Below are 19,186 nucleotides of genomic sequence, written 5' to 3'. Positions count from 1 at the left end.
GGGACGACGCCTCGTTCCCCCGGGCGCGGCGCCCGGGGGAACGGCGCCTCACGGCGCGGCGACGGCGGACAGGATCGCCGACCGGGCGGCGCGCCGGGCGGGACGGACCGCGGCGAGCGCGCCGGCGGCCCCGCCGGCGACGGCGATGACCGCCACCTGCGCGGCGGGCGGCGCGAACGGGTTGCCGAGGGCGGCGCCGAGCCCCCAGCCGAGGAACAGCCCGAGGACGAGGCCGCCGCCGGTGCCGAACACCGCCACGATGACCGACTCCCAGCGCACCATCGACACGATCTGCGGGCGCGTCGCGCCGACCGCGCGGAGCAGGCCGAGCTCGCGGGTCCGCTCGTGGACGGCGAGCGACAGCGTGTTGGCGATGCCGAGCAGCGCGACGACGATGGCCAGGATCAGCATCCCGTAGACGACGCTGATGAAACCGGCCATCTCCTCGGTCTGCGCCGCCACGAACTCGTCCCGCGACTCCACGGCGGGCGCCCCGTACGGCTTGGCCAGCGCCGTGAGCGCCTGCCGGGCGGACGCGACCGACGCGCCGGGCTTCAGTTCGACGAACGCCCGGGTGTCCAGCGGCTGCCTGGTGTGCGCGTCCCACACCGAGCGCGGGACGAGGTAGTCGCCGGTCAAGTCGGTGTTGGCGTAGACGGCGCCCACGGTGAGCTTCTGCGAGACGCCGTCCGCGAACGTCACTTCGACCGCCGTGCCCACGCGCCAGCCGTTGTCATCCGCGGCCTTCTTCGAGACGGCGAACGTACCGGCGTCGTTGAGGCCGCCTTGGGCGACGTCCAGGTCGAGGACGCGCCGCAGGCTGGACGGGTCGGCCACGCTGACGGTGGACGGCGCGCCGCCCACCCGCATGGCGCCCGTGCCCATCCCGGCGACGTCCTCCACCTGGGGCAGTCTCGCCGCCTCCCGCACGAGCGAGGTGGCGAACCCGCCGGTCTCGTTGGTGCCCGCGTCCACGACGATCGGGCCCTTGAACGACCCGGCGACGCCGTCCTCCAGGGAGGCGCGCAGGGACCCGAGGAACACGGTCATCAGCGTGACGACCCCGACGCCGATCATCAGCGCGGTCGCCGCCCCGGCCGTGCGCGCCGGGCTGCGGGCGGCGTTGTCGCGCGCGAGCGCCCCGGAAACGCCGCGCAGCCGCGCCGCGGGCCCGCCGAGCAGCGCCGCGGCGGGACGGGCGGCGACGGGTCCGAGCACGACCATCGACACGACGGTCACCACCGCGCCCGCGGCGGCCATCGCCATCTGCTCGGTGACGGCGCCGAACGCGACGGTGCCGACCGCGACCGCCGCGAAGACGCCGCCGACGATGAGCCGGGTCTCCGACGGGCGGGACGACTCGGCCGCGACCTCGCGCAGCGCGGCCAGCGGCGGCACCCGCGAGGCCCTCAGCGCCGGGCCGAGCGCGGCGGCCAGCGTGACCAGCAGCCCGACCGGAACCGTGATCATGACCGTGGTGGCGGCGACGGTGAGGCCCTCCAGGGCGATCCCGATGCGGAAGCGGACGAACAGCTCCCGGAGGAGGGCGGCGAACCCGAGCCCGCCGGCGAGCCCGGCGAGGGTCGCGGCGGCGCCGATCACCAGTGCCTCCACGCCGGCGACGGCGGCGACCTGGCGGCGCCCGGCGCCGAGCGCGCGCAGCAGGGCCGACTCGCGGGTGCGCTGCGCCGTCGTGATCGCGAACGTGTTGTGGATGCTGAACGCGGCGACCAGCAGCGCCACCCCGCCGAACGCGGCCAGGACGGTGCGGAACACGCGCAGGAAGCCGTTCTCGACGAGGCTCATCCCCTCCTCGACCTGCGCCTTCTGCGTGAGGGCCTGCACGCCGGCGGGCAGCGCGGCGCGCACGCGGGACGCCAGTTCCGCCTGGTCGACGCCGTCCTCGGCGCGGACGGCGACGCCGCTGACGCGGTCGGTGCCCTTCGCGACGTGCCTGCGGGCGCCTTCGAGGGAGAACGCCGTGAACGACGTCTCGCCGAAGGCCTCCTCGTCGCCGAACATGCTGATGCCGACGACGGTCACCGGGACCTTCTCCGGCGTGAGGACCGCCGTCCGATCGCCGACCTTCAGGCGGCCCTCGTCGGCGAACATCCTGTCGATGACGACCTCGTCGGGCGCGCGGGGCGCCCGCCCCGCGGCGAGTCGGTAGGGGTTGAGCTTCGGGTCGGTCTTCCAGTTGCCCGCCATCCGGGGCCCGCGCGAGGGGATCGTCGTGCCGTCCTTGGCCAGCAGCTGCCCCGACCCCTCGATGGTGGGCTCGGCGTTGGCCACGCCCTTCACCTGGCGCACCCTGTCCAGGACGGACGCGTCGATCTGCCCGCGCGCACCCCACGGCGCGTCGCTCACCCTGGTCGCGTTCCGGACGACCACGTCCGCGTCGCCGTAGGCGCTGGAGACGTACCCGTCGATGCTCGCCGCGAGGGTGTCGCCGAGGACGAGCGTCCCGGTCAGGAACGTCACGCCGAGGAAGACCGCCACCAGTGAGCCGGCCAGGCGGCGCCTGCGTCCCCACAGCTCCTTGAAGACGAGCCCGGTCATCGGTGGTCCCCCAGGTCGCGCATGCGGTCGAGCACGCGGTCGGAGGTGGGCGCGTCCATGACGTCCACGACCCGGCCGTCGGCGAGGAACACCACCGCGTCGGCGTGCCCGGCGGCGACCGGGTCGTGGGTGACCACCGCCACGGTCTGGCCCAGGTCGTCCACGGCGTCGCGCAGGAGGGCCAGCACCTCGGCGCCGGTGCGGGAGTCGAGGTTGCCGGTCGGCTCGTCCGCGAACACGATCTGCGGGCGCGTGACCAGGGCGCGCGCCAGCGCCACCCGCTGCTGCTGCCCGCCCGACAGCTCGGACGGGCGGTGCGAGAGCCGGTCCCCCAGCCTCAGGACGCGCACGACCGTGTCCAGCCACTCCCGCTCCGGGCCCGCCCCCGCGAGGGTCAGGGGAAGGAGGATGTTGTCGCGGGCCGTCAGCGTGGGGAGCAGGTTGAACGCCTGGAACACGAACCCGATCCGCTCGCGCCTGAGCCGGGTGAGGCGGCGGTCCGACAGCGCCCCGAGCTCCTGGCCGCCGACGTAGACCTTGCCGGACGTCGCGTCCTCCAGGCCCGCGACGCAGTGCATGAGCGTGGACTTCCCGGCCCCGGACGGACCCATGATCGCGGTGAAGCGGCCCGCCGGGAACTCCACGCTGACGTCGTCGAGGGCCCGGACCGCCATGGCGCCGGACCCGTACACCTTGCCGAGGCCCACCGTGCGGGCGCCGCCCGCGACGGCGTCCTCGCCGATCGATCGCTGTGCTTCCGCTGCGTTTCCCATGACCGGGATCGTGGCCCCGCGGCAGGGGGCCCGTCGTCGGGCCAGGAGAGGCACCGCGCCTGCTCCCCGGGGAGGCCGCGCGGGGCGCCGGGTACGTCCGGTGCGGTACGGCGGACCAGCGAAGATCAATAAGACTCGACGTCCAATTGTGATGCGGGCAACATACATGCAGGCTTGATTGCATGTATGTCGCGCTCGTACCTTCGGAGACGTGTCAGTAAGCAGCCGCAGACGCCACCGGTACGGCTCCTCCGGGCGGCGCACGCAGGAGGAGCGCCGGTCGCGCACGCAGGCCAGGCTCCTGGAGGCCACCACGGAGTGCCTGGTGGACCTCGGCTGGTCCGGGACGTCCACCACGGAGGTGGCCCGGCGCGCCGGCGTCTCGCGCGGCGCGCAGCAGCACCACTACCCGACGAAGATGGTCCTCGTCGCGGCCGCGCTGGAGCACCTGCTGGAGGCGCAGCGCCTGGCCTACGAGACGGCCTTCGCGGTGCTGCCGGCGGAGCGGCGCAACGTGTCGGGGGCGCTCGACCTGCTCTGGGAGGTGTTCCGCGGCCGTCCGGCCAAGGCCCTCATGGAGCTGGCGGTGGCGGCCCGCACCGACGACGAGCTGCGGCCCCTGTGCCGCGACCTGAACGAGCGGATCCTCCAGGTGATCACGGAGACGTTCGAGCGGCTGTTCCCCGACAACACCCTTCCCCCCGACTTCGTCTCGACGACGCTGCGCACGCTGTTCGCCATGTTCGTCGGGCTGTCCATCCAGAACGCGCTGGACGACGACGCCGACGGCCACCAGGCCGCCGTGCTGCGCCAGGTCAAGGACGTCGCGCAGCTGATCGTCCCCGAGCAGGGCACGGCGGAGGCCCGGCCCCGCACCGGCCCCTAGCCACGACCCGTCACACACCGGCCCCGGCCGACCGCACCGCCCCGAGGGAGCGTCCCCCATGCCGAAAGCCCCCACCGAACTCGCCGACGAGGTCCGCGAGCAGGTCAAGGACAAGAAGTCGTACCTCGGCGTCATCGACCGCCTGAACAAGGCCTCGGTCGAGAAGCACTGGGAGGCCTACGCCGACATCCCCTGGGACGACCCCGAGTTCCTCGTCGACAAGAACGACCCGCGCTGGGTCCTGCCGCCGTTCGACCGGCTCGGGGAGACCGCGTGGTACCAGTCGCAGCCGCCGGAGATCCAGTCGCAGATCGGCCTCTGGCGCGTCGCCACCGCGATGAAGATCGGACTCCAGTTCGAGAACCTGCTGAAGCGCGGGCTGCTCAACTACGCCTACCGGCTGCCGAACGGCCGGCCCGAGTTCCGGTACGTCTACCACGAGACGACCGAGGAGTGTCATCACGGGATGATGTTCCAGGAGTTCGTGAACCGGACGAAGATGCCGATCAGCGGCATGCCACGCGCGCTCAACCTCATCGCGCAGGCGGCCCCGTGGATTCCGCTGGTCAGCACCGAGATGTTCTTCGTCTTCGTGCTCGGCGGCGAGGACCCGATCGACTACGTCCAGCGCAAGTCCCTCAAGGGCGGGCACATCAAGCACCCCCTGGAGGAGACCATCATGAAGATCCACATCGCGGAGGAGGCCCGGCACATCTCCTTCGCCCGGCACTACCTCAAGCACCGGGTCCCGAACATGAACCCGGCGCGCCGCCGCATCCTCGGCATCGCGACGCCCGTCGTCCTCGGCGTGATGGCGCGGATCATGCTGTCCCCGCCCGGTCCGATGGTGCGGCACTTCAACATCCCGAAGGACGTCGTCCGCGCCGCCTACAAGAACGACGCGGCGCAGGCGGAGATCTCCAACTCCGTCGGCAAGATCCGCGACCTGATGGCCGAGCTCGGCGTGGTCACGCCGGTGAGCCGACAGGTCTGGAGGGCCTTCGGCATCTGGGACGAGCCCAAGCGGCGCCGCTCCGTCGAGCCGGCCAAGGCCGCCTAGAATGGCGCAGGCCAAGAGCGGTCCCGCCGTCGTCACGCCCGCGGCGGGACCGGGCGGCCCGTACAGGGTCGTCGTCATCGGGACGGGCTTCTCCGGCCTCGGGATGGCGATCGGGCTGAAGAAGGCCGGCGTGCACGACTTCGTCATCCTGGAGAAGGCGGACGAGGTCGGCGGGACGTGGCGGGAGAACACCTATCCCGGCTGCGCGTGCGACATCATGTCGCTGCTGTACTCCTACTCGTTCGAGCCGAAGAGCGACTGGTCGCGGATGTTCCCCGAGCAGGGCGAGCTGCTGCGGTACATCAAGGACGTCGTCGACAAGTACGAACTCGCGCAGCACATCCGGTTCAAAGCCGAGGTGACCGCGACGGAGTACGACGACGCCACCGGGACCTGGCAGGTGACCGTCAACGGCGGCGAGACCGTCCGCGGGCGGGCCCTGGTCGCCGGGATGGGGCCGCTGCACCGTCCGAGCATCCCCGCCCCGACCTGCCCGGTCTCGCCTCGTTCGAGGGGAAGGCGTTCCACTCCGCCGAGTGGGACCACTCCTACGACCTGGCGGGCAAGCGGGTCGCGGTGATCGGGACGGGCGCGTCCGCGATCCAGTTCGTCCCGCGGATCGCGAAGAGGGTCCGGCATCTGACGGTGTTCCAGCGGACGCCGCCGTGGATCCTGCCGAAGCCCGACCGCCGGGTCACCGGCGTGGAGCGCGCGCTGTTCCGCCGGGCGCCGCTCGTCCAGCGCGGGTACCGCAACGGCATCTACCTGATGCAGGAGAGCTTCGTCCTCGGGTTCAAGAACCCGCGGCTGCTGAAGGCGGCCGCCTCCCTGGCGCGCCTGCACATGGCCCGGCAGGTGCCGGACCGGGACCTGCGCCGCAAGCTCACGCCCGACTACACGATGGGCTGCAAGCGCACGCTGGTGTCCAGCGACTACTACCCGGCGCTGATGCGGCCCGACGTGGAGCTGACGACCGAGGGCATCGCCGAGGTCCGCCCCCGTTCGATCGTCACGCGCGACGGGCGTGAGCACGAGGTGGACGCCATCGTCTTCGGCACCGGCTTCCACGTCACCGACGCCTTCGCCGACGCGCGCATCGTCGGCCGGAACGGGCTGAAGATCCAGGACGCCTGGCGGGACGGCATCGAGGCGCACCTCGGCGTCGCGGTGAAGGGCTTCCCGAACCTGTTCCTGCTGCTCGGCCCGAACTCCGGCCTCGGCCACAACTCGATGATCTTCATGATCGAGGCGCAGGTCCGCTACGTCCTGCAGTGCCTGGCGATGCTGGACTGCGCGGGCGGCTCCGCGATCTCGGTCAGGCCGTCCGCGCAGGACCGGTTCAACCGCTGGGTGCGGCGGCGGTCGGAGGGCGCCGTGTGGGTGGCCGGCGGCTGCGACAGCTGGTACCTCGACCGCGACGGCGTGAACCGGGCGGCGTGGCCGGCGTCCACCCTCGCCTTCTGGCTGCGGACCCGCCGCCTCGACCCCGGCGACTTCGAGATCGAGCGCCGGGACGAGTCGGCGGCGGCGGGTTTGTCGTCCCGCTGAGTACCCGCGGCCCGCACCGCCGCCTAGAATCCACGCAATTGAACAGAACATCCAATTAGCCGGTGCGGTCCGGGCTCGCTCCACCCCCGAGCCCGGGCCCGCTGTTCACCCCGAGCGGAGCGCCAATGAGCATCGCGATCGTGACCGGAGGAGCGTCCGGCATCGGCCGGGCGATCGCCACGTCCCTGGTGGCGCGCGGCGACACCGTCGTGGTCACCGACATCAACGCCGAGGGCGCCGCGCAGGTCGCCGACAGGCTGAACACCCTCGGCAGGGGCAAGGCCGCCTCCGCCCCCCTCGACGTCACCGACGCCGAGGCCGTCGCCGACCTCTGCGAGGGCGTCAAGGCCGACCACGGACGGCTCGACCTGGTGTTCAACAACGCGGGCATCGCGGTCGGCGGGCTGGCCGAGGAACTCACCCTCGACCACTGGAACCGCGCCATCGACATCAACCTCAAGGGCGTCGTGCACGGCGTCCACGCCGCCTACCCGATCATGCTGGAGCAGGGCCGCGGCCACATCGTCAACACCGCCTCGCTCGCCGGGCTCGTCCCGATGCCGATCGGCATCCCCTACACCGCCACCAAGCACGCCGTCGTCGGCCTCTCCCTCGGCCTGCGCGCCGAGGCCGCCGGGCGCGGCGTCAAGGTCAGCGTGGTGTGCCCGAGCTTCGTGGACACCCCGCTGCTGCACAACGTCAACCCCGACCTGCCCGAGACCCCGCTGAGCGGCGACGCCACCGGCGACATCGCGAAGGCCGCCCCGCGCCTCTACACGGCCGAGAAGCTCGCCCGCGACATCATGCGCGGCGTCGCCAAGAACCAGGCGCTCATCGTCGCGCCCGCCCACGGCCGCCTCGCCTGGCGCGGGGTCCGCCTCAACCCGGGCGCCGCCGTCCGCGTCGCCCAGATCGCCGTCAACCGCATCCGCGCCGGCCAGTAGGACGCTTCCTTTCGACCTGCGGCGGCCGCGGACGCCAAAGGTCGAAAGGGGACGTGCGGGTCGTTCAGGGCGGTGCCGCGGCGAGCCGCCGCACCGCCGCGAGGGCGGCGTGCGCCTCATGGGCCCGGCCCGCATAGGCTGGGCGGCGTGGAGCGCATCCTGGTCAGCTCGTGCCTCGCCGGGCGGCCCGTCCGCTACGACGGCGCGGCCAAGCCGATGGCCGGCGGTCCCTTCGAGCGCTGGCGCGCCGAGGGCCGCCTCGTCCCGTTCTGCCCTGAGGTGTCGGGCGGCCTGCCCGTTCCGCGCCCGCCCGCCGAGATCGTCGGCGGGGACGGCGGCGACGTCCTCGACGGCTCCGCCCGCATCCTCACCGGCGACGGCGCCGACGTCACCCGCGAGTTCCTCCGCGGCGCCCGCCTGGCCCTGGAGACCGCGCGGCGCGCCGGCGTCCGCGTCGCGCTGCTCAAGGAGGGCAGCCCGTCCTGCGGCGGCCGCCGCGTCTACGACGGCACCTTCACCGGCACGCCCGTCCCCGGCTCGGGCGTGACGACGGCCCTCCTGCGCCGGTCGGGCGTCCACGTCTTCGGCGAGGACGAACTGGACGCTTTGCAGGCGCTCCTGAACGATCTGGAAGGCTGAGCGGGCGGAACCCGGCGCCTGGACTCACGCCGTGAAGCGCGCGACCTGCTCGGGGGTCAGCGCCGGGACGGGCAGCGGCCGCGCGGCCTCGGCGCGCAGCCCGTCGAGGAAGAACCCGAGGCAGCGCCGCCAGGCGTCGGGCGCGACGTCCGCCGACTCCCGGATGACCTGCGACATCGCCCACATCAGCGTCATGACGTCCTGCGGCTCGAAGTCGGGCCGCAGATCACCGGACTCCTGGGCCCTGGCCATGATCGTCACCAGGTGTTCCAGCCCCCGGTGGCAGGCGGCGTTCAACTCGGAGGCGCGCGGGAAGCGCCGGGCGAGCGCGTCGTTGAGCCCGCGGTCCTCGGCCTGCAGCGCGAACAGTCCCTCGATGTAGGCGACGAACCCGCCCCAGGGATCGGGATCGGCCAGGGACCGCTCGACGATCTCGTCCAGCGCGGCCAGGCGCGCGGGGAAGATGGCGTCGAACAGGTTCTCGCGCGCGGGGAAGTGGTTGTAGAGCGTGCCGATGCTCACGCCCGCCCGCCGCGCGACCTCCTCCAGCGGCGCGTCGAGGCCGCGTTCCCCGAACACGGCCGCGCCGGCGGCCACCAGCTTGTCCCGATTGCGCACGGCGTCCGCCCGAGGCGGCCTGCTCATCCCGGCCATGCGCCCATCCTATGAAATTGAGGTCGCCCTCAAGTTTCATGGTAATTTGAGGCCATCCTCAACTTACGGGAGGTCCGTATGTCTTCCACGACCGTCGTCATCGGGGCCGGACCGGGTCTCGGCATGTCCGTCGCCCACCGCTTCGGCCGCGAAGGCCACAAGATCGTGCTCCTGTCCAGGAACCGGACGCGCCACCCCGCCTACCTCGCGGCGCTGGAGGCCGAGGGCATCGAGGCCACGGCCCGCGCCGCGGACGTCCGCGACCGCGACGCGCTGCTCGCCGCGCTCGACGCGATCGGCCCCGTCGACGTCCTCTACTACGGGCCCGGCGCGGCGGACCCCGCCGCCCGGCCGGCCTCCGTCACCTCGATGGACGTGCCGACCGCCCAGGAGGCGATGAGCTGGATGTATCCCGCGATCGACGCGGTGGGCGCCGTCCTGCCCGGGATGCTGGAGCGCGGCGGCGGCGGGCTGCTGTTCGCGGGCGGCCTCAGCGCCGTCGTCCCGATGCCCATGCTCGGCGGCTTCGCGCTCTCCTCGGCGGCCCTGCGGAACTACGCCCTGACGCTGAACGCGGCCCTGGCCGAGAAGGGGATCTACGCCGGGACGCTGACGATCGGAGGCCTCATCGAGCGCGGCGACATCCACCGGATGGTCACCACCCAGCTGGACGACCTGGACGGCCTCACCGTCGGCACCCTCGATCCCGACGCCATCGCCGACGCCGCGTGGGACCTCTACGCCAAGCGCGACGGCCCCGAAGCCGTCTTCAACGCCCTGGGCTGAACGCGGCCGTCAGGCCGGCCGATCCTCCTGGGCGGCGGCGAGGGCCTGCTCCACCGAGTCGTAGAGCGGGATGCCCCTGGTGACCGGCGGCACCGGCTCGGTGTGGGCCCCATCAGCACGCCCAGACCCGGCGCGTCGACGTGGTCGGCGCCGTCGAGGCCGACGATCACATGGCGGGGGGCTCGTCCCACGCGTTCGGCATGCGCGACCTCCCCAGCGATCTTTCGTAGGCGATAGGACGCGGCTCGGTCCTCGGCCGTTCCGTCCAGCCGTTCCCGGCGCGCGAGCATCCGGCTCGCGCGCCTCGCACCTCTACGCCGGGAGCGACCGCTCCGAAGACCTCTCCACCACGGCGGCCCTCTGACTCGCGAGGTCCGTGAGAAGGCTCAGCGCCGCCGCCGAGGGGGTGCCGGGGGCGGCGGTGAACACGGCCATGCGCTGGCCCTCGTCATTGGACAGCTCCAGATCTCGTTGTTCAGCGTCATCACCCCCACCAGCGGATGCCGGAACTCGCGCGTGTACCGGACGGCGCAGTCCTGGACCGGATGCGCCGCCCAGAGGGACGCGAACTCGGGGCTGTGCACGGTGAGCTCGCCGATGAGGCCGGTCAGCTCCGCGTCGTGGGGATGGCGGACGGCGGTCATGCGCACGTCCGCGACCGTGTCCCGGGCCTTGGTCCGCCAGTCGGCGTACAGCTCGCGCGTGTGCGCGTCCAGGAAGACGAGGCGGGCGATGTTGGGGCGTCCACGAGGCCGCTCGGGCGCCTCGAACGGGAGGTGCCCGGCGAGCAGCGCGTGGGCGGCGCGGTTCCAGGCGAGGACGTCGTAGCGGCGTCCCATGATCAGGGCGGGGGTGCCACCGAACGCCGCGACCATGAGCCGGACGGCCGGACGGCCGGACGCAGCCGCTCCGGTCGCGGGCGCCGGCGCGGTTCCGCCTTCTGGCGGGCGAGACTCCGCAGGTGGGAGTGCTCCGTCCCGTCCAGCCGCAGCACGCGGGCGATCGCGTCGAGGACGGCCTCCGAGGCGTTGGTGCTCTGGCCCTGCTCCAACCGCGTGTAGTACCCGGCGCTGACGCCCGCGAGCTGGGCCAGCTCCTCGCGGCGCAGCCCGGGCACGCGCCGCCGCCCGCCGTAGTCGGGCAGGCCGACGTCCTCGGGGCGGAGCCGTGCGCGCCGGCTGCGCAGGAAGTCGCCGAGTTCGGACCGCTGCTCCATGCCGTCCAGCATGCTCTTATTCCTCCCTTCTTGCCTGCACCCCTCAGGTGTAGGCACGGCAGGGGTGCCCTCAGCAGGGGGCTGGGTAGCGCACACGGTTCGCCGCAGGGTGGGGCTTGCCGGGACGACGTCCTGCGTCCCGGCACGGCACACGGGAAAGGCGAACATGACGGACGACTCGATCCGGCACACGCGTTCCAGCGCACTCGGCCGCCGCGGATGGCCGATCCTGATCACCTTGTGCGGCGCCACGTTCATGACCGGCCTGGACTTCTCGGTGGTGACGGTGGCCCTGCCCGAGATAGGACGCGACCTGGGCTTCGCGAGCGCCGGTTCGCTGCAGTGGATCGCGACGGCCTGCCTGCTGCCGACCGCGAGCCTGCTGCCCCTGTTCGGCCGCGTCTCCGACATCGTCGGCCACCGCAGGCTGTTCACCCTGGGAGCCGTCCTGTTCGGGGCCTTCTCCCTCGGGGCGGCGCTGGCCCCCGGCCCCGCGCCGCTGATCGCCGCCCGCGCCGGCCAGGGCGCGTCCGCCGCGATGATCACCCCGACGGCGATCGCGCTGATGACGGCGGCGTTCCCGGAAGGGCCCCGCCGGACGCGTGCGCTGGGCGTCAACGGCGCGGTGCTGTCGCTGGGATTCGTGCTCGGCACACTGGGCGGCGGCGTCATCACCAGCGGCCTGAACTGGCGCTGGACCATGCTGCTCCTGGCCGCCATCAGCGCCCTGGTGCTCCTCGGCACGACCACGCTGCCGCGCGGCACCGGCGCCCAGGCGGCGGCCCGCCTGGACGTTCCCGGCGCCGCGTTGGCGAGCGTCGGCCTGCTCTCACTGGTCTACGGCATCTCAACGGGGGCGGGCGCAGGGTGGGCGAGCCCGCCGACGCTGGGGGCGCTCTCCCTGTCCGTGCTCTCTCTGGGCGCGTTCCTCCTGGTGGAGCGACGGCACCCGGCTCCCCTGATCCCGCTGGGACTGCTGAACAGGCCGACGGTGAAGTGGAGCGGTCTCGTCGGCCTCGTCACTCTCGGCATGTGCGGCGGCACGACGGTCCTGCTCAGCCTCTACATGCAGGACGTGCTCGGATACTCGGCACTGGCCACGGGCGCCGGCTTCCTGGCGGAGGGCATCGCGGCCCTGGCCGCCGGCGCGCTGGCGGCCCGGCTGATCACAGCGTTCGGCGAGCCTCGCGCCATGAGCCTCGGCCTCGCCGTGCAGGGGGTGGGCACCGGCGCGATGGTCCTCCTCCCGGCCGAGGACGGGCATGCGCTCCTGCTCGCCACGTCCGCCGCGATGGGCTTCGGCCACGTCCTGACGGTCGTCTCCTTCATCACCACCATGACGTCCAAACTGCGGGACGACGAGCAGGGCACCGCAGGCGGCCTGTCCCAACTGCCGCAGTTCCTCGGCGGCGTCGGCACGGCCGGCCTGGCGGCCGTGGTGACGGCCCGCGCCCGCGCGTTCCCGTCCACGACCGACCCGGTGCAGGCCACCCTGGGCGGCCTGCACGCGGCGACCCTCGTGGCAGGTCTCCTCTGCCTGGCCGCCGCCGCATTGCCGCTGCTCCTCCGGACGCCCCCTCGGGGCACCCCCGGGATCAGCCGTCGAGCCGCTCCGAGGCCGACATTGACAGGCAAGCGATGACTTGCCTAACGTTGGGTGAGTGGGAGACATGTTCAGGGCGTTGGCCGACCCCACCCGGCGCACCATCCTCGACGAGCTGACCCGCCAGAACGGGCAGACGCTCTTCGAGATCTGCGGCCGCCTGACGACCATGCACGGGCTCGGCTCGTCACGGCAGGCGATCTCGCAGCATCTCGACGTCCTTGAGGCCGCCGGCCTGGTCGAGACCAGGCGCGAGGGCCGGTACAAGTTCCACTACATCAACACGAGCCCGCTCCAGTACATCGTCGAGCGGTGGCTTCACAGACCCATGGGCACGGAGCGGTCCTGACAGCGGCTCCGAGGCAGGCGGAAAGGGAACCGGCATGAGGATCAACCTGGCGAGCGTGTTCGTGGACGACCAGACGAAGGCGCTCAGGTTCTACACCGAGGTACTCGGGTTCGAGAAGAAGCATGACGTCCCGCTGGGCGAGGACCGGTGGCTGACGGTGGTGTCCCCGAAAGACCCGGAGGGCACCAACCTGCTTCTGGAACCCAGCAGCCACCCCGCGGTGAAGCCGTTCAAGAAGGCGCTGGTCGCCGACGGCATCCCCTACGCCTCGTTCGACGTCGACGACGTCAAGGCCGAGTACGACCGGCTACGCGATCTCGGCGTCCACTTCACCCAGGAGCCCGTCGCGATGGGCCCGGTGGTCACGGCCGTCCTGGACGACACCTGCGGCAACCTCATCCAGATCGCCCACCGGCCCAGCTGACCGTTCACCCCGCCGAAATGAGAAAGGCCCCGCCGGTAACGGCGGGGCCTTTCTGCAAAATATGTCCGGCGGCGTCCTACTCTCCCACACGGTCCCCCATGCAGTACCATCGGCGCTGAAGGGCTTAACTTCCGGGTTCGGGATGGGACCGGGTGTTTCCCCCTCGCCAAAACCACCGAACGTCTCAACGCACCACCCCAAAGGGGCGGGCAAATCCACGTTCGAACCATTCGGCTCGACATTCACTTATCAACACGGGTTCCCGGTTGTTTCCTGGGAACCACACAGGGACGCGAACAACTCACACAGCGACTCACTCTGAACGTTCAGTGTGTTCAAGCCACTCGGCCTATTAGTACCGGTCGACTCCACACGTTACCGCGCTTCCATCTCCGGCCTATCAACCCGGTCGTCTACCGGGGGCCTTACACCCACAAAGGGGTGGGAGAACTCATCTCGAGGAAGGCTTCCCGCTTAGATGCTTTCAGCGGTTATCCCGACCGAACGTAGCCAACCAGCCGTGCCCCTGGCGGGACAACTGGCACACCAGAGGTTCGTCCGTCCCGGTCCTCTCGTACTAGGGACAGACCCTCACAATTCTCCTACGCGCACAGCGGATAGGGACCGAACTGTCTCGCGACGTTCTAAACCCAGCTCGCGTGCCGCTTTAATGGGCGAACAGCCCAACCCTTGGGACCTACTCCAGCCCCAGGATGCGACGAGCCGACATCGAGGTGCCAAACCATCCCGTCGATATGGACTCTTGGGGAAGATCAGCCTGTTATCCCCGGGGTACCTTTTAGCCGTTGAGCGACACCACTTCCACACGTAGGTGCCGGATCACTAGGCCCTGCTTTCGCACCTGCTCGACACGTCCGTCTCACAGTCAAGCTCCCTTGTGCCCTTGCACTCGCCACCTGATTGCCAACCAGGCTGAGGGAACCTTTGGGCGCCTCCGTTACATTTTGGGAGGCAACCGCCCCAGTTAAACTACCCACCAGGCACTGTCCCCCACCCGGATACACGGGTGCGGGTTAGACGCTCAAAACGACCAGAGTGGTATTTCACCAATGACTCCACCCAAACTGGCGTCTGAGCTTCAGAGTCTCCCACCTATCCTACACAAGACGCTCCAAGCGCCAATGCCAAGCTATAGTGAAGGTCCCGGGGTCTTTCCGTCCTGCTGCGCGAAACGAGCATCTTTACTCGTACTGCAATTTCGCCGGGCCTGTGGTTGAGACAGCGGGGAAGTCGTTACGCCATTCGTGCAGGTCGGAACTTACCCGACAAGGAATTTCGCTACCTTAGGATGGTTATAGTTACCACCGCCGTTTACCGGCGCTTAGATTCTCAGCTTCGAAGGAACAAGTCCCCCTAACCGGTCCTCTTAACGTTCCGGCACCGGGCAGGCGTCAGTCCGTATACAGCGTCTTACGACTTCGCACGGACCTGTGTTTTTAGTAAACAGTCGCTTCCCCCTGGCCTCTGCGACCCCACCCAGCTCAGACAGAAAATGCCATCACCAGGCAAGGTCCCCCTTCTCCCAAAGTTACGGGGGCAATTTGCCGAGTTCCTTAACCACAGTTCACCCGATCGCCTTGGTATTCTCTACCTGACCACCTGAGTCGGTTTGGGGTACGGGCCGCCGGTACACTCGCTAGAGGCTTTTCTCGGCAGCATGGGATCACTCACTTCACCTAAAACGGCTCGGCATCAGCTCTCAGGATACGCGAGAGACGGATTTACCTGTCTCTCTCCCTACAGCCTTACCCCGGGACAACCATCGCCCGGGCTGAGCTACCCTCCTGCGTCACCCCATCACTCACCTACTACCCCCTCGGGTCCCACGCTCCCCATCCACCAGGCCCGAAGGCCCAAAGAACAGTTCGGGTGGTTAGCATCAGAAGGTTCAGCGTTGGCGCATACCAGCGGGTACGGGAATATCAACCCGTTGTCCATCGACTACGCCTGTCGGCCTCGCCTTAGGTCCCGACTTACCCTGGGCGGATTAGCCTGCCCCAGGAACCCTTGGTCATCCGGCGCACACGTTTCTCACGTGTGATTCGCTACTCATGCCTGCATTCTCACTCCCGCACCCTCCACCCCTGGGTCACCCCGAGGCTTCACCGGATACAGGACGCTCCCCTACCCATCAACACCACATGGTGTCAATGCCACGGCTTCGGCGGTGTGCTTGAGCCCCGCTACATTGTCGGCGCGGAATCACTTGACCAGTGAGCTATTACGCACTCTTTCAAGGGTGGCTGCTTCTAAGCCAACCTCCTGGTTGTCACAGCAACTCCACATCCTTTCCCACTTAGCACACGCTTAGGGGCCTTAGCCGATGATCTGGGCTGTTTCCCTCTCGACTACGAAGCTTATCCCCCGCAGTCTCACTGCCACGCTCTCACTTACCGGCATTCGGAGTTTGGCTGACGTCAGTAACCTGGTAGGGCCCATCAGCCATCCAGTAGCTCTACCTCCGGCAAGAAACACGCGACGCTGCACCTAAATGCATTTCGGGGAGAACCAGCTATCACGGAGTTTGATTGGCCTTTCACCCCTAACCACAGGTCATCCCCCAGGTTTTCAACCCTGGTGGGTTCGGGCCTCCACACCGTCTTACCGGCGCTTCACCCTGCCCATGGCTAGATCACTCCGCTTCGGGTCTACAGCATGCGACTAAAAACGCCCTATTCAGACTCGCTTTCGCTACGGCTACCCGCCACCGGTTAACCTCGCCACACACCATAACTCGCAGGCTCATTCTTCAAAAGGCACGCCATCACCAACAACAACCCCGAAGAGTCGCCGAGGAGGCTCTGACGGCTTGTAGGCACACGGTTTCAGGTACTATTTCACGACCCCTCACCGGGGCACTTTTCACCTTTCCCTCACGGTACTGGTCCGCTATCGGTCATCAGGAAGTATTCAGCCTTACCACGTGGTCGTGGCAGATTCACACGGGATTTCACGGGCCCCGTGCTACTCGGGAACACACCCAGAAGCCACTCAAATTTCGTCTACCGGACTCTCACCGTCTACGGTCGGCCATCCCAAGCCATTCGACTATCCGAGCAGTTTATAACTCCTCGGCCCAGCGGCAGCTGGACCAGGGTGGTCCCACAACCCCGCACACGCAACGCCTGCCGGCTATCACACGCGCACGGTTTAGGCTCCTCCGCTTTCGCTCACCACTACTCACGGAATCACTATTGTTTTCTCTTCCTGCGGGTACTGAGATGTTTCACTTCCCCGCGTTCCCACCAACCTGCCTATACATTCAGCAGGCGGCGACACCCCATGACGAGTGCCAGGTTTCCCCATTCGGAAATCCCCGGATCAAAGTCTGGTTGCCGACTCCCCGAGGCATATCGCAGGCTCCCACGTCCTTCATCGGCTCCTGATGCCAAGGCATCCACCGTATGCCCTTAAAAACTTGAACACACAAAACGATCAGAACAAATCGCAGATAAACAAACAAGAACAACCCGAAGACAACCCCTCACAAGAGAGGATCACTCCAAGGAGCTCTCATCGTTCACCAGAGATGCTCGCGTCCACTGTGCAGTTCTCAAAAAACAACCGGGCCCACCAAAACCACACCCCAACCAAGAGGTGCGGTTCTGGTCCCGCAATCCGAGGCCACCCGGGCTTGCGCCCGTTCCCTCAGGACTCAACAGCGTGTTCAGCCTCCCAGCCGCCCGGAGCTCACCTTTCCCACTCCCCGAGGTCACCCCCGAAGCGGTACTAGCTGAGCCGCACGGCCAGCAGACTGAGTAGCCAGTGCTCCACATCTATGAGCAGCCACCTGACAGACATTCGCTGTCAACAGCAGCCACCGACCGGAATCCCTCTCACGAGGCGACCCGGCCAGTTGATGCTCCTTAGAAAGGAGGTGATCCAGCCGCACCTTCCGGTACGGCTACCTTGTTACGACTTCGTCCCAATCGCCGGCCCCACCTTCGACCGCTCCCCCCACAAGGGTTGGGCCACGGGCTTCGGGTGTTGCCGACTTTCGTGACGTGACGGGCGGTGTGTACAAGGCCCGGGAACGTATTCACCGCAGCGTTGCTGATCTGCGATTACTAGCGACTCCGACTTCACGAAGTCGAGTTGCAGACTTCGATCCGAACTGAGACCGGCTTTAAGGGATTCGCTCCACCTCACGGTATCGCAGCCCTCTGTACCGGCCATTGTAGCATGTTTGCAGCCCAAGACATAAGGGGCATGATGACTTGACGTCATCCCCACCTTCCTCCGAGTTGACCCCGGCGGTCTCCCATGAGTCCCCACCCGAAGTGCTGGCAACATGGAACGAGGGTTGCGCTCGTTGCGGGACTTAACCCAACATCTCACGACACGAGCTGACGACAGCCATGCACCACCTGTCACCGGCCCAAAAGGACCCACCATCTCTGATGGTTTTCCGGCGATGTCAAGCCTTGGTAAGGTTCTTCGCGTTGCGTCGAATTAAGCAACATGCTCCGCCGCTTGTGCGGGCCCCCGTCAATTCCTTTGAGTTTTAGCCTTGCGGCCGTACTCCCCAGGCGGGGCGCTTAATGCGTTAGCTGCGGCGCGGAATCCGTGGAAGGACCCCACACCTAGCGCCCAACGTTTACGGCGTGGACTACCAGGGTATCTAATCCTGTTCGCTCCCCACGCTTTCGCTCCTCAGCGTCAGTACAGGCCCAGAGAACCGCCTTCGCCACCGGTGTTCCTCCCGATATCTGCGCATTTCACCGCTACACCGGGAATTCCATTCTCCCCTACCTGCCTCTAGTCTGCCCGTATCCACCGCAGACCCACGGTTAAGCCGTGGGCTTTCACGACAGACGCGACAAACCGCCTACGAGCTCTTTACGCCCAATAATTCCGGACAACGCTTGCGCCCTACGTATTACCGCGGCTGCTGGCACGTAGTTAGCCGGCGCTTCTTCTGCAGGTACCGTCACGTTAGCTTCGTCCCTGCTGAAAGAGGTTTACAACCCGAAGGCCGTCATCCCTCACGCGGCGTCGCTGCGTCAGGCTTCCGCCCATTGCGCAATATTCCCCACTGCTGCCTCCCGTAGGAGTCTGGGCCGTGTCTCAGTCCCAGTGTGACCGGTCGCCCTCTCAGGCCGGTTACCCGTCGTCGCCTTGGTAGGCCATCACCCCACCAACAAGCTGATAGGCCGCGAGCCCATCCCCAACCGAAAAACTTTCCACCAACACCCCATGCGGAGGCTGGTCACATCCGGTATTAGACCCAGTTTCCCGGGCTTATCCCAGAGTCAGGGGCAGGTTGCTCACGTGTTACTCACCCGTTCGCCGCTCGAGTACCCCCGAAGGGGCCTTTCCGCTCGACTTGCATGTGTTAAGCACGCCGCCAGCGTTCGTCCTGAGCCAGGATCAAACTCTCCATCAAGGTCACACGACCAGCCAGGGGGCGAACCCCGACCAGCCAAACCTCAGGAAACAATCCCAGCATCGCCACCTCAAACGAGGTGACATTGCCTCAAAGAAATCCCCACCACCCCCGAATAAACGAGAGCGGCACGGGGCGACCCGGCCAAAACATGACCGAGCCGATAAAGGCACTGGCTTTTAACACGCTGTTGAGTTCTCAAGAAACGGACACCCACCGCGCCGGACCCCGCTTCCGCGGCCCCCGGCTCCGGGGCAACCCTGCTAAATTACCAGACTCATCCTCGCTGTCAAGCCGATCCGCGAAGATCTTTTCGACGAACGAAAGTGGGCCGGTCC

At 68.5% G+C, this 19,186-nt stretch carries 15 protein-coding genes and 3 rRNA genes; 10 read left to right on the top strand and 8 right to left on the bottom strand.

The features are described from left to right. Positions 1 to 48: 48 nt before the first annotated feature. Positions 49 to 2,559: an ABC transporter permease gene (locus tag ACQEU6_RS41215; protein WP_499339124.1), complete on the bottom strand. Its 2,511-nt coding sequence runs from the start codon at positions 2,557 to 2,559 to the stop codon at positions 49 to 51. Then, positions 2,556 to 3,332 carry an ABC transporter ATP-binding protein gene (locus ACQEU6_RS41210; protein ID WP_499339123.1) on the bottom strand — a complete coding sequence of 259 codons (777 nt, stop codon included), beginning with the start codon at positions 3,330 to 3,332 and terminating at the stop codon, positions 2,556 to 2,558. The genes ACQEU6_RS41215 and ACQEU6_RS41210 overlap by 4 nt, the downstream gene beginning before the upstream one ends. Before the next feature lie 211 nt (positions 3,333 to 3,543). On the opposite strand from ACQEU6_RS41210, the gene ACQEU6_RS41205 reads away from it, so the two are divergent. The 6 genes from ACQEU6_RS41205 to ACQEU6_RS41180 all read left to right on the top strand — a co-directional run bounded on the left by ACQEU6_RS41205 (position 3,544) and on the right by ACQEU6_RS41180 (position 8,409). After that, on the top strand, positions 3,544 to 4,218 hold the full coding sequence (locus tag ACQEU6_RS41205; protein ID WP_499339122.1) for a TetR/AcrR family transcriptional regulator: 675 nt from the start codon (positions 3,544 to 3,546) through the stop codon (positions 4,216 to 4,218). A 58-nt stretch (positions 4,219 to 4,276) separates the two neighbouring features. Further along, positions 4,277 to 5,278, top strand: coding sequence for an AurF N-oxygenase family protein (locus ACQEU6_RS41200; protein WP_499339121.1), 1,002 nt, complete (start codon positions 4,277 to 4,279; stop codon positions 5,276 to 5,278). 1 nt (position 5,279) lies between these two features. Beyond that, a complete protein-coding gene (locus ACQEU6_RS41195) occupies positions 5,280 to 5,858 on the top strand; it encodes a flavin-containing monooxygenase (RefSeq protein WP_499339119.1) in 579 nt (192 codons plus the stop codon). Beyond that, the gene (locus ACQEU6_RS41190; RefSeq protein ID WP_499340514.1) at positions 5,768 to 6,826 is read left to right on the top strand and encodes a flavin-containing monooxygenase; all 1,059 of its coding nucleotides are present in this window, start codon (positions 5,768 to 5,770) and stop codon (positions 6,824 to 6,826) included. Before ACQEU6_RS41195 ends, ACQEU6_RS41190 begins: the two co-directional genes overlap by 91 nt. A gap of 125 nt (positions 6,827 to 6,951) precedes the next feature. Next, positions 6,952 to 7,770 carry an SDR family NAD(P)-dependent oxidoreductase gene (locus tag ACQEU6_RS41185; RefSeq protein WP_499339117.1) on the top strand — a complete coding sequence of 273 codons (819 nt, stop codon included), beginning with the start codon at positions 6,952 to 6,954 and terminating at the stop codon, positions 7,768 to 7,770. 147 nt (positions 7,771 to 7,917) lie between these two features. Next, the gene (locus ACQEU6_RS41180) at positions 7,918 to 8,409 is read left to right on the top strand and encodes a 2-thiouracil desulfurase family protein (RefSeq protein ID WP_499339116.1); all 492 of its coding nucleotides are present in this window, start codon (positions 7,918 to 7,920) and stop codon (positions 8,407 to 8,409) included. Positions 8,410 to 8,433: 24 nt separating this feature from the next. Here ACQEU6_RS41180 and ACQEU6_RS41175 read toward each other — a convergent pair whose 3' ends face one another. Further along, positions 8,434 to 9,063, bottom strand: a complete 630-nt coding sequence (locus tag ACQEU6_RS41175; protein WP_499339115.1) for a TetR/AcrR family transcriptional regulator — start codon at positions 9,061 to 9,063, stop codon at positions 8,434 to 8,436. Between the two features lie 78 nt (positions 9,064 to 9,141). Here ACQEU6_RS41175 and ACQEU6_RS41170 point away from each other — a divergent pair, with 78 nt between their 5' ends. Next, positions 9,142 to 9,849 carry an SDR family NAD(P)-dependent oxidoreductase gene (locus tag ACQEU6_RS41170; RefSeq protein ID WP_499339114.1) on the top strand — a complete coding sequence of 236 codons (708 nt, stop codon included), beginning with the start codon at positions 9,142 to 9,144 and terminating at the stop codon, positions 9,847 to 9,849. Between the two features lie 386 nt (positions 9,850 to 10,235). Here ACQEU6_RS41170 and ACQEU6_RS41165 read toward each other — a convergent pair whose 3' ends face one another. Beyond that, on the bottom strand, positions 10,236 to 10,724 hold the full coding sequence (locus ACQEU6_RS41165) for an MmyB family transcriptional regulator (RefSeq protein WP_499339113.1): 489 nt from the start codon (positions 10,722 to 10,724) through the stop codon (positions 10,236 to 10,238). Further along, positions 10,691 to 11,077: a helix-turn-helix domain-containing protein gene (locus ACQEU6_RS41160; RefSeq protein ID WP_499339112.1), complete on the bottom strand. Its 387-nt coding sequence runs from the start codon at positions 11,075 to 11,077 to the stop codon at positions 10,691 to 10,693. The genes ACQEU6_RS41165 and ACQEU6_RS41160 overlap by 34 nt, the downstream gene beginning before the upstream one ends. 154 nt (positions 11,078 to 11,231) lie before the next feature. Here ACQEU6_RS41160 and ACQEU6_RS41155 point away from each other — a divergent pair, with 154 nt between their 5' ends. Genes ACQEU6_RS41155 through ACQEU6_RS41145 form a run of 3 tightly spaced genes read left to right on the top strand, consistent with a single transcriptional unit; the run spans position 11,232 to position 13,441 of the window. Next, entirely contained in the window at positions 11,232 to 12,707 is a 1,476-nt protein-coding gene (locus tag ACQEU6_RS41155; RefSeq protein ID WP_499339111.1) for an MFS transporter, read from the top strand. A 28-nt stretch (positions 12,708 to 12,735) separates the two neighbouring features. Then, entirely contained in the window at positions 12,736 to 13,017 is a 282-nt protein-coding gene (locus ACQEU6_RS41150; protein WP_499340512.1) for an ArsR/SmtB family transcription factor, read from the top strand. A gap of 34 nt (positions 13,018 to 13,051) precedes the next feature. Continuing rightward, positions 13,052 to 13,441 (top strand): VOC family protein, encoded by a 390-nt coding sequence (locus tag ACQEU6_RS41145; protein ID WP_499339110.1) that lies wholly within the window; start codon positions 13,052 to 13,054, stop codon positions 13,439 to 13,441. Between the two features lie 63 nt (positions 13,442 to 13,504). Here the strand turns inward: ACQEU6_RS41145 and rrf are convergent. The 3 genes from rrf to ACQEU6_RS41130 all read right to left on the bottom strand — a co-directional run bounded on the left by rrf (position 13,505) and on the right by ACQEU6_RS41130 (position 18,848). Further along, a 5S ribosomal RNA gene (gene rrf / locus ACQEU6_RS41140) occupies positions 13,505 to 13,621 on the bottom strand. 151 nt (positions 13,622 to 13,772) lie between these two features. Then, positions 13,773 to 16,886, bottom strand: a 23S ribosomal RNA gene (locus ACQEU6_RS41135). Positions 16,887 to 17,332: 446 nt separating this feature from the next. After that, positions 17,333 to 18,848: ribosomal RNA gene (locus ACQEU6_RS41130) — 16S ribosomal RNA — on the bottom strand. The 16S, 23S and 5S rRNA genes sit together here, the layout of an rRNA operon. Between the last annotated feature and the right edge of the window lie 338 nt (positions 18,849 to 19,186).

Origin of the sequence: Spirillospora sp. CA-108201, from assembly GCF_050936235.1 — a bacterium.
Lineage (GTDB): Bacteria > Actinomycetota > Actinomycetes > Streptosporangiales > Streptosporangiaceae > Spirillospora.
The sequence above is the reverse complement of the archived record's forward strand: the minus strand, read 5'-3'. Positions and strand labels throughout refer to the sequence as shown.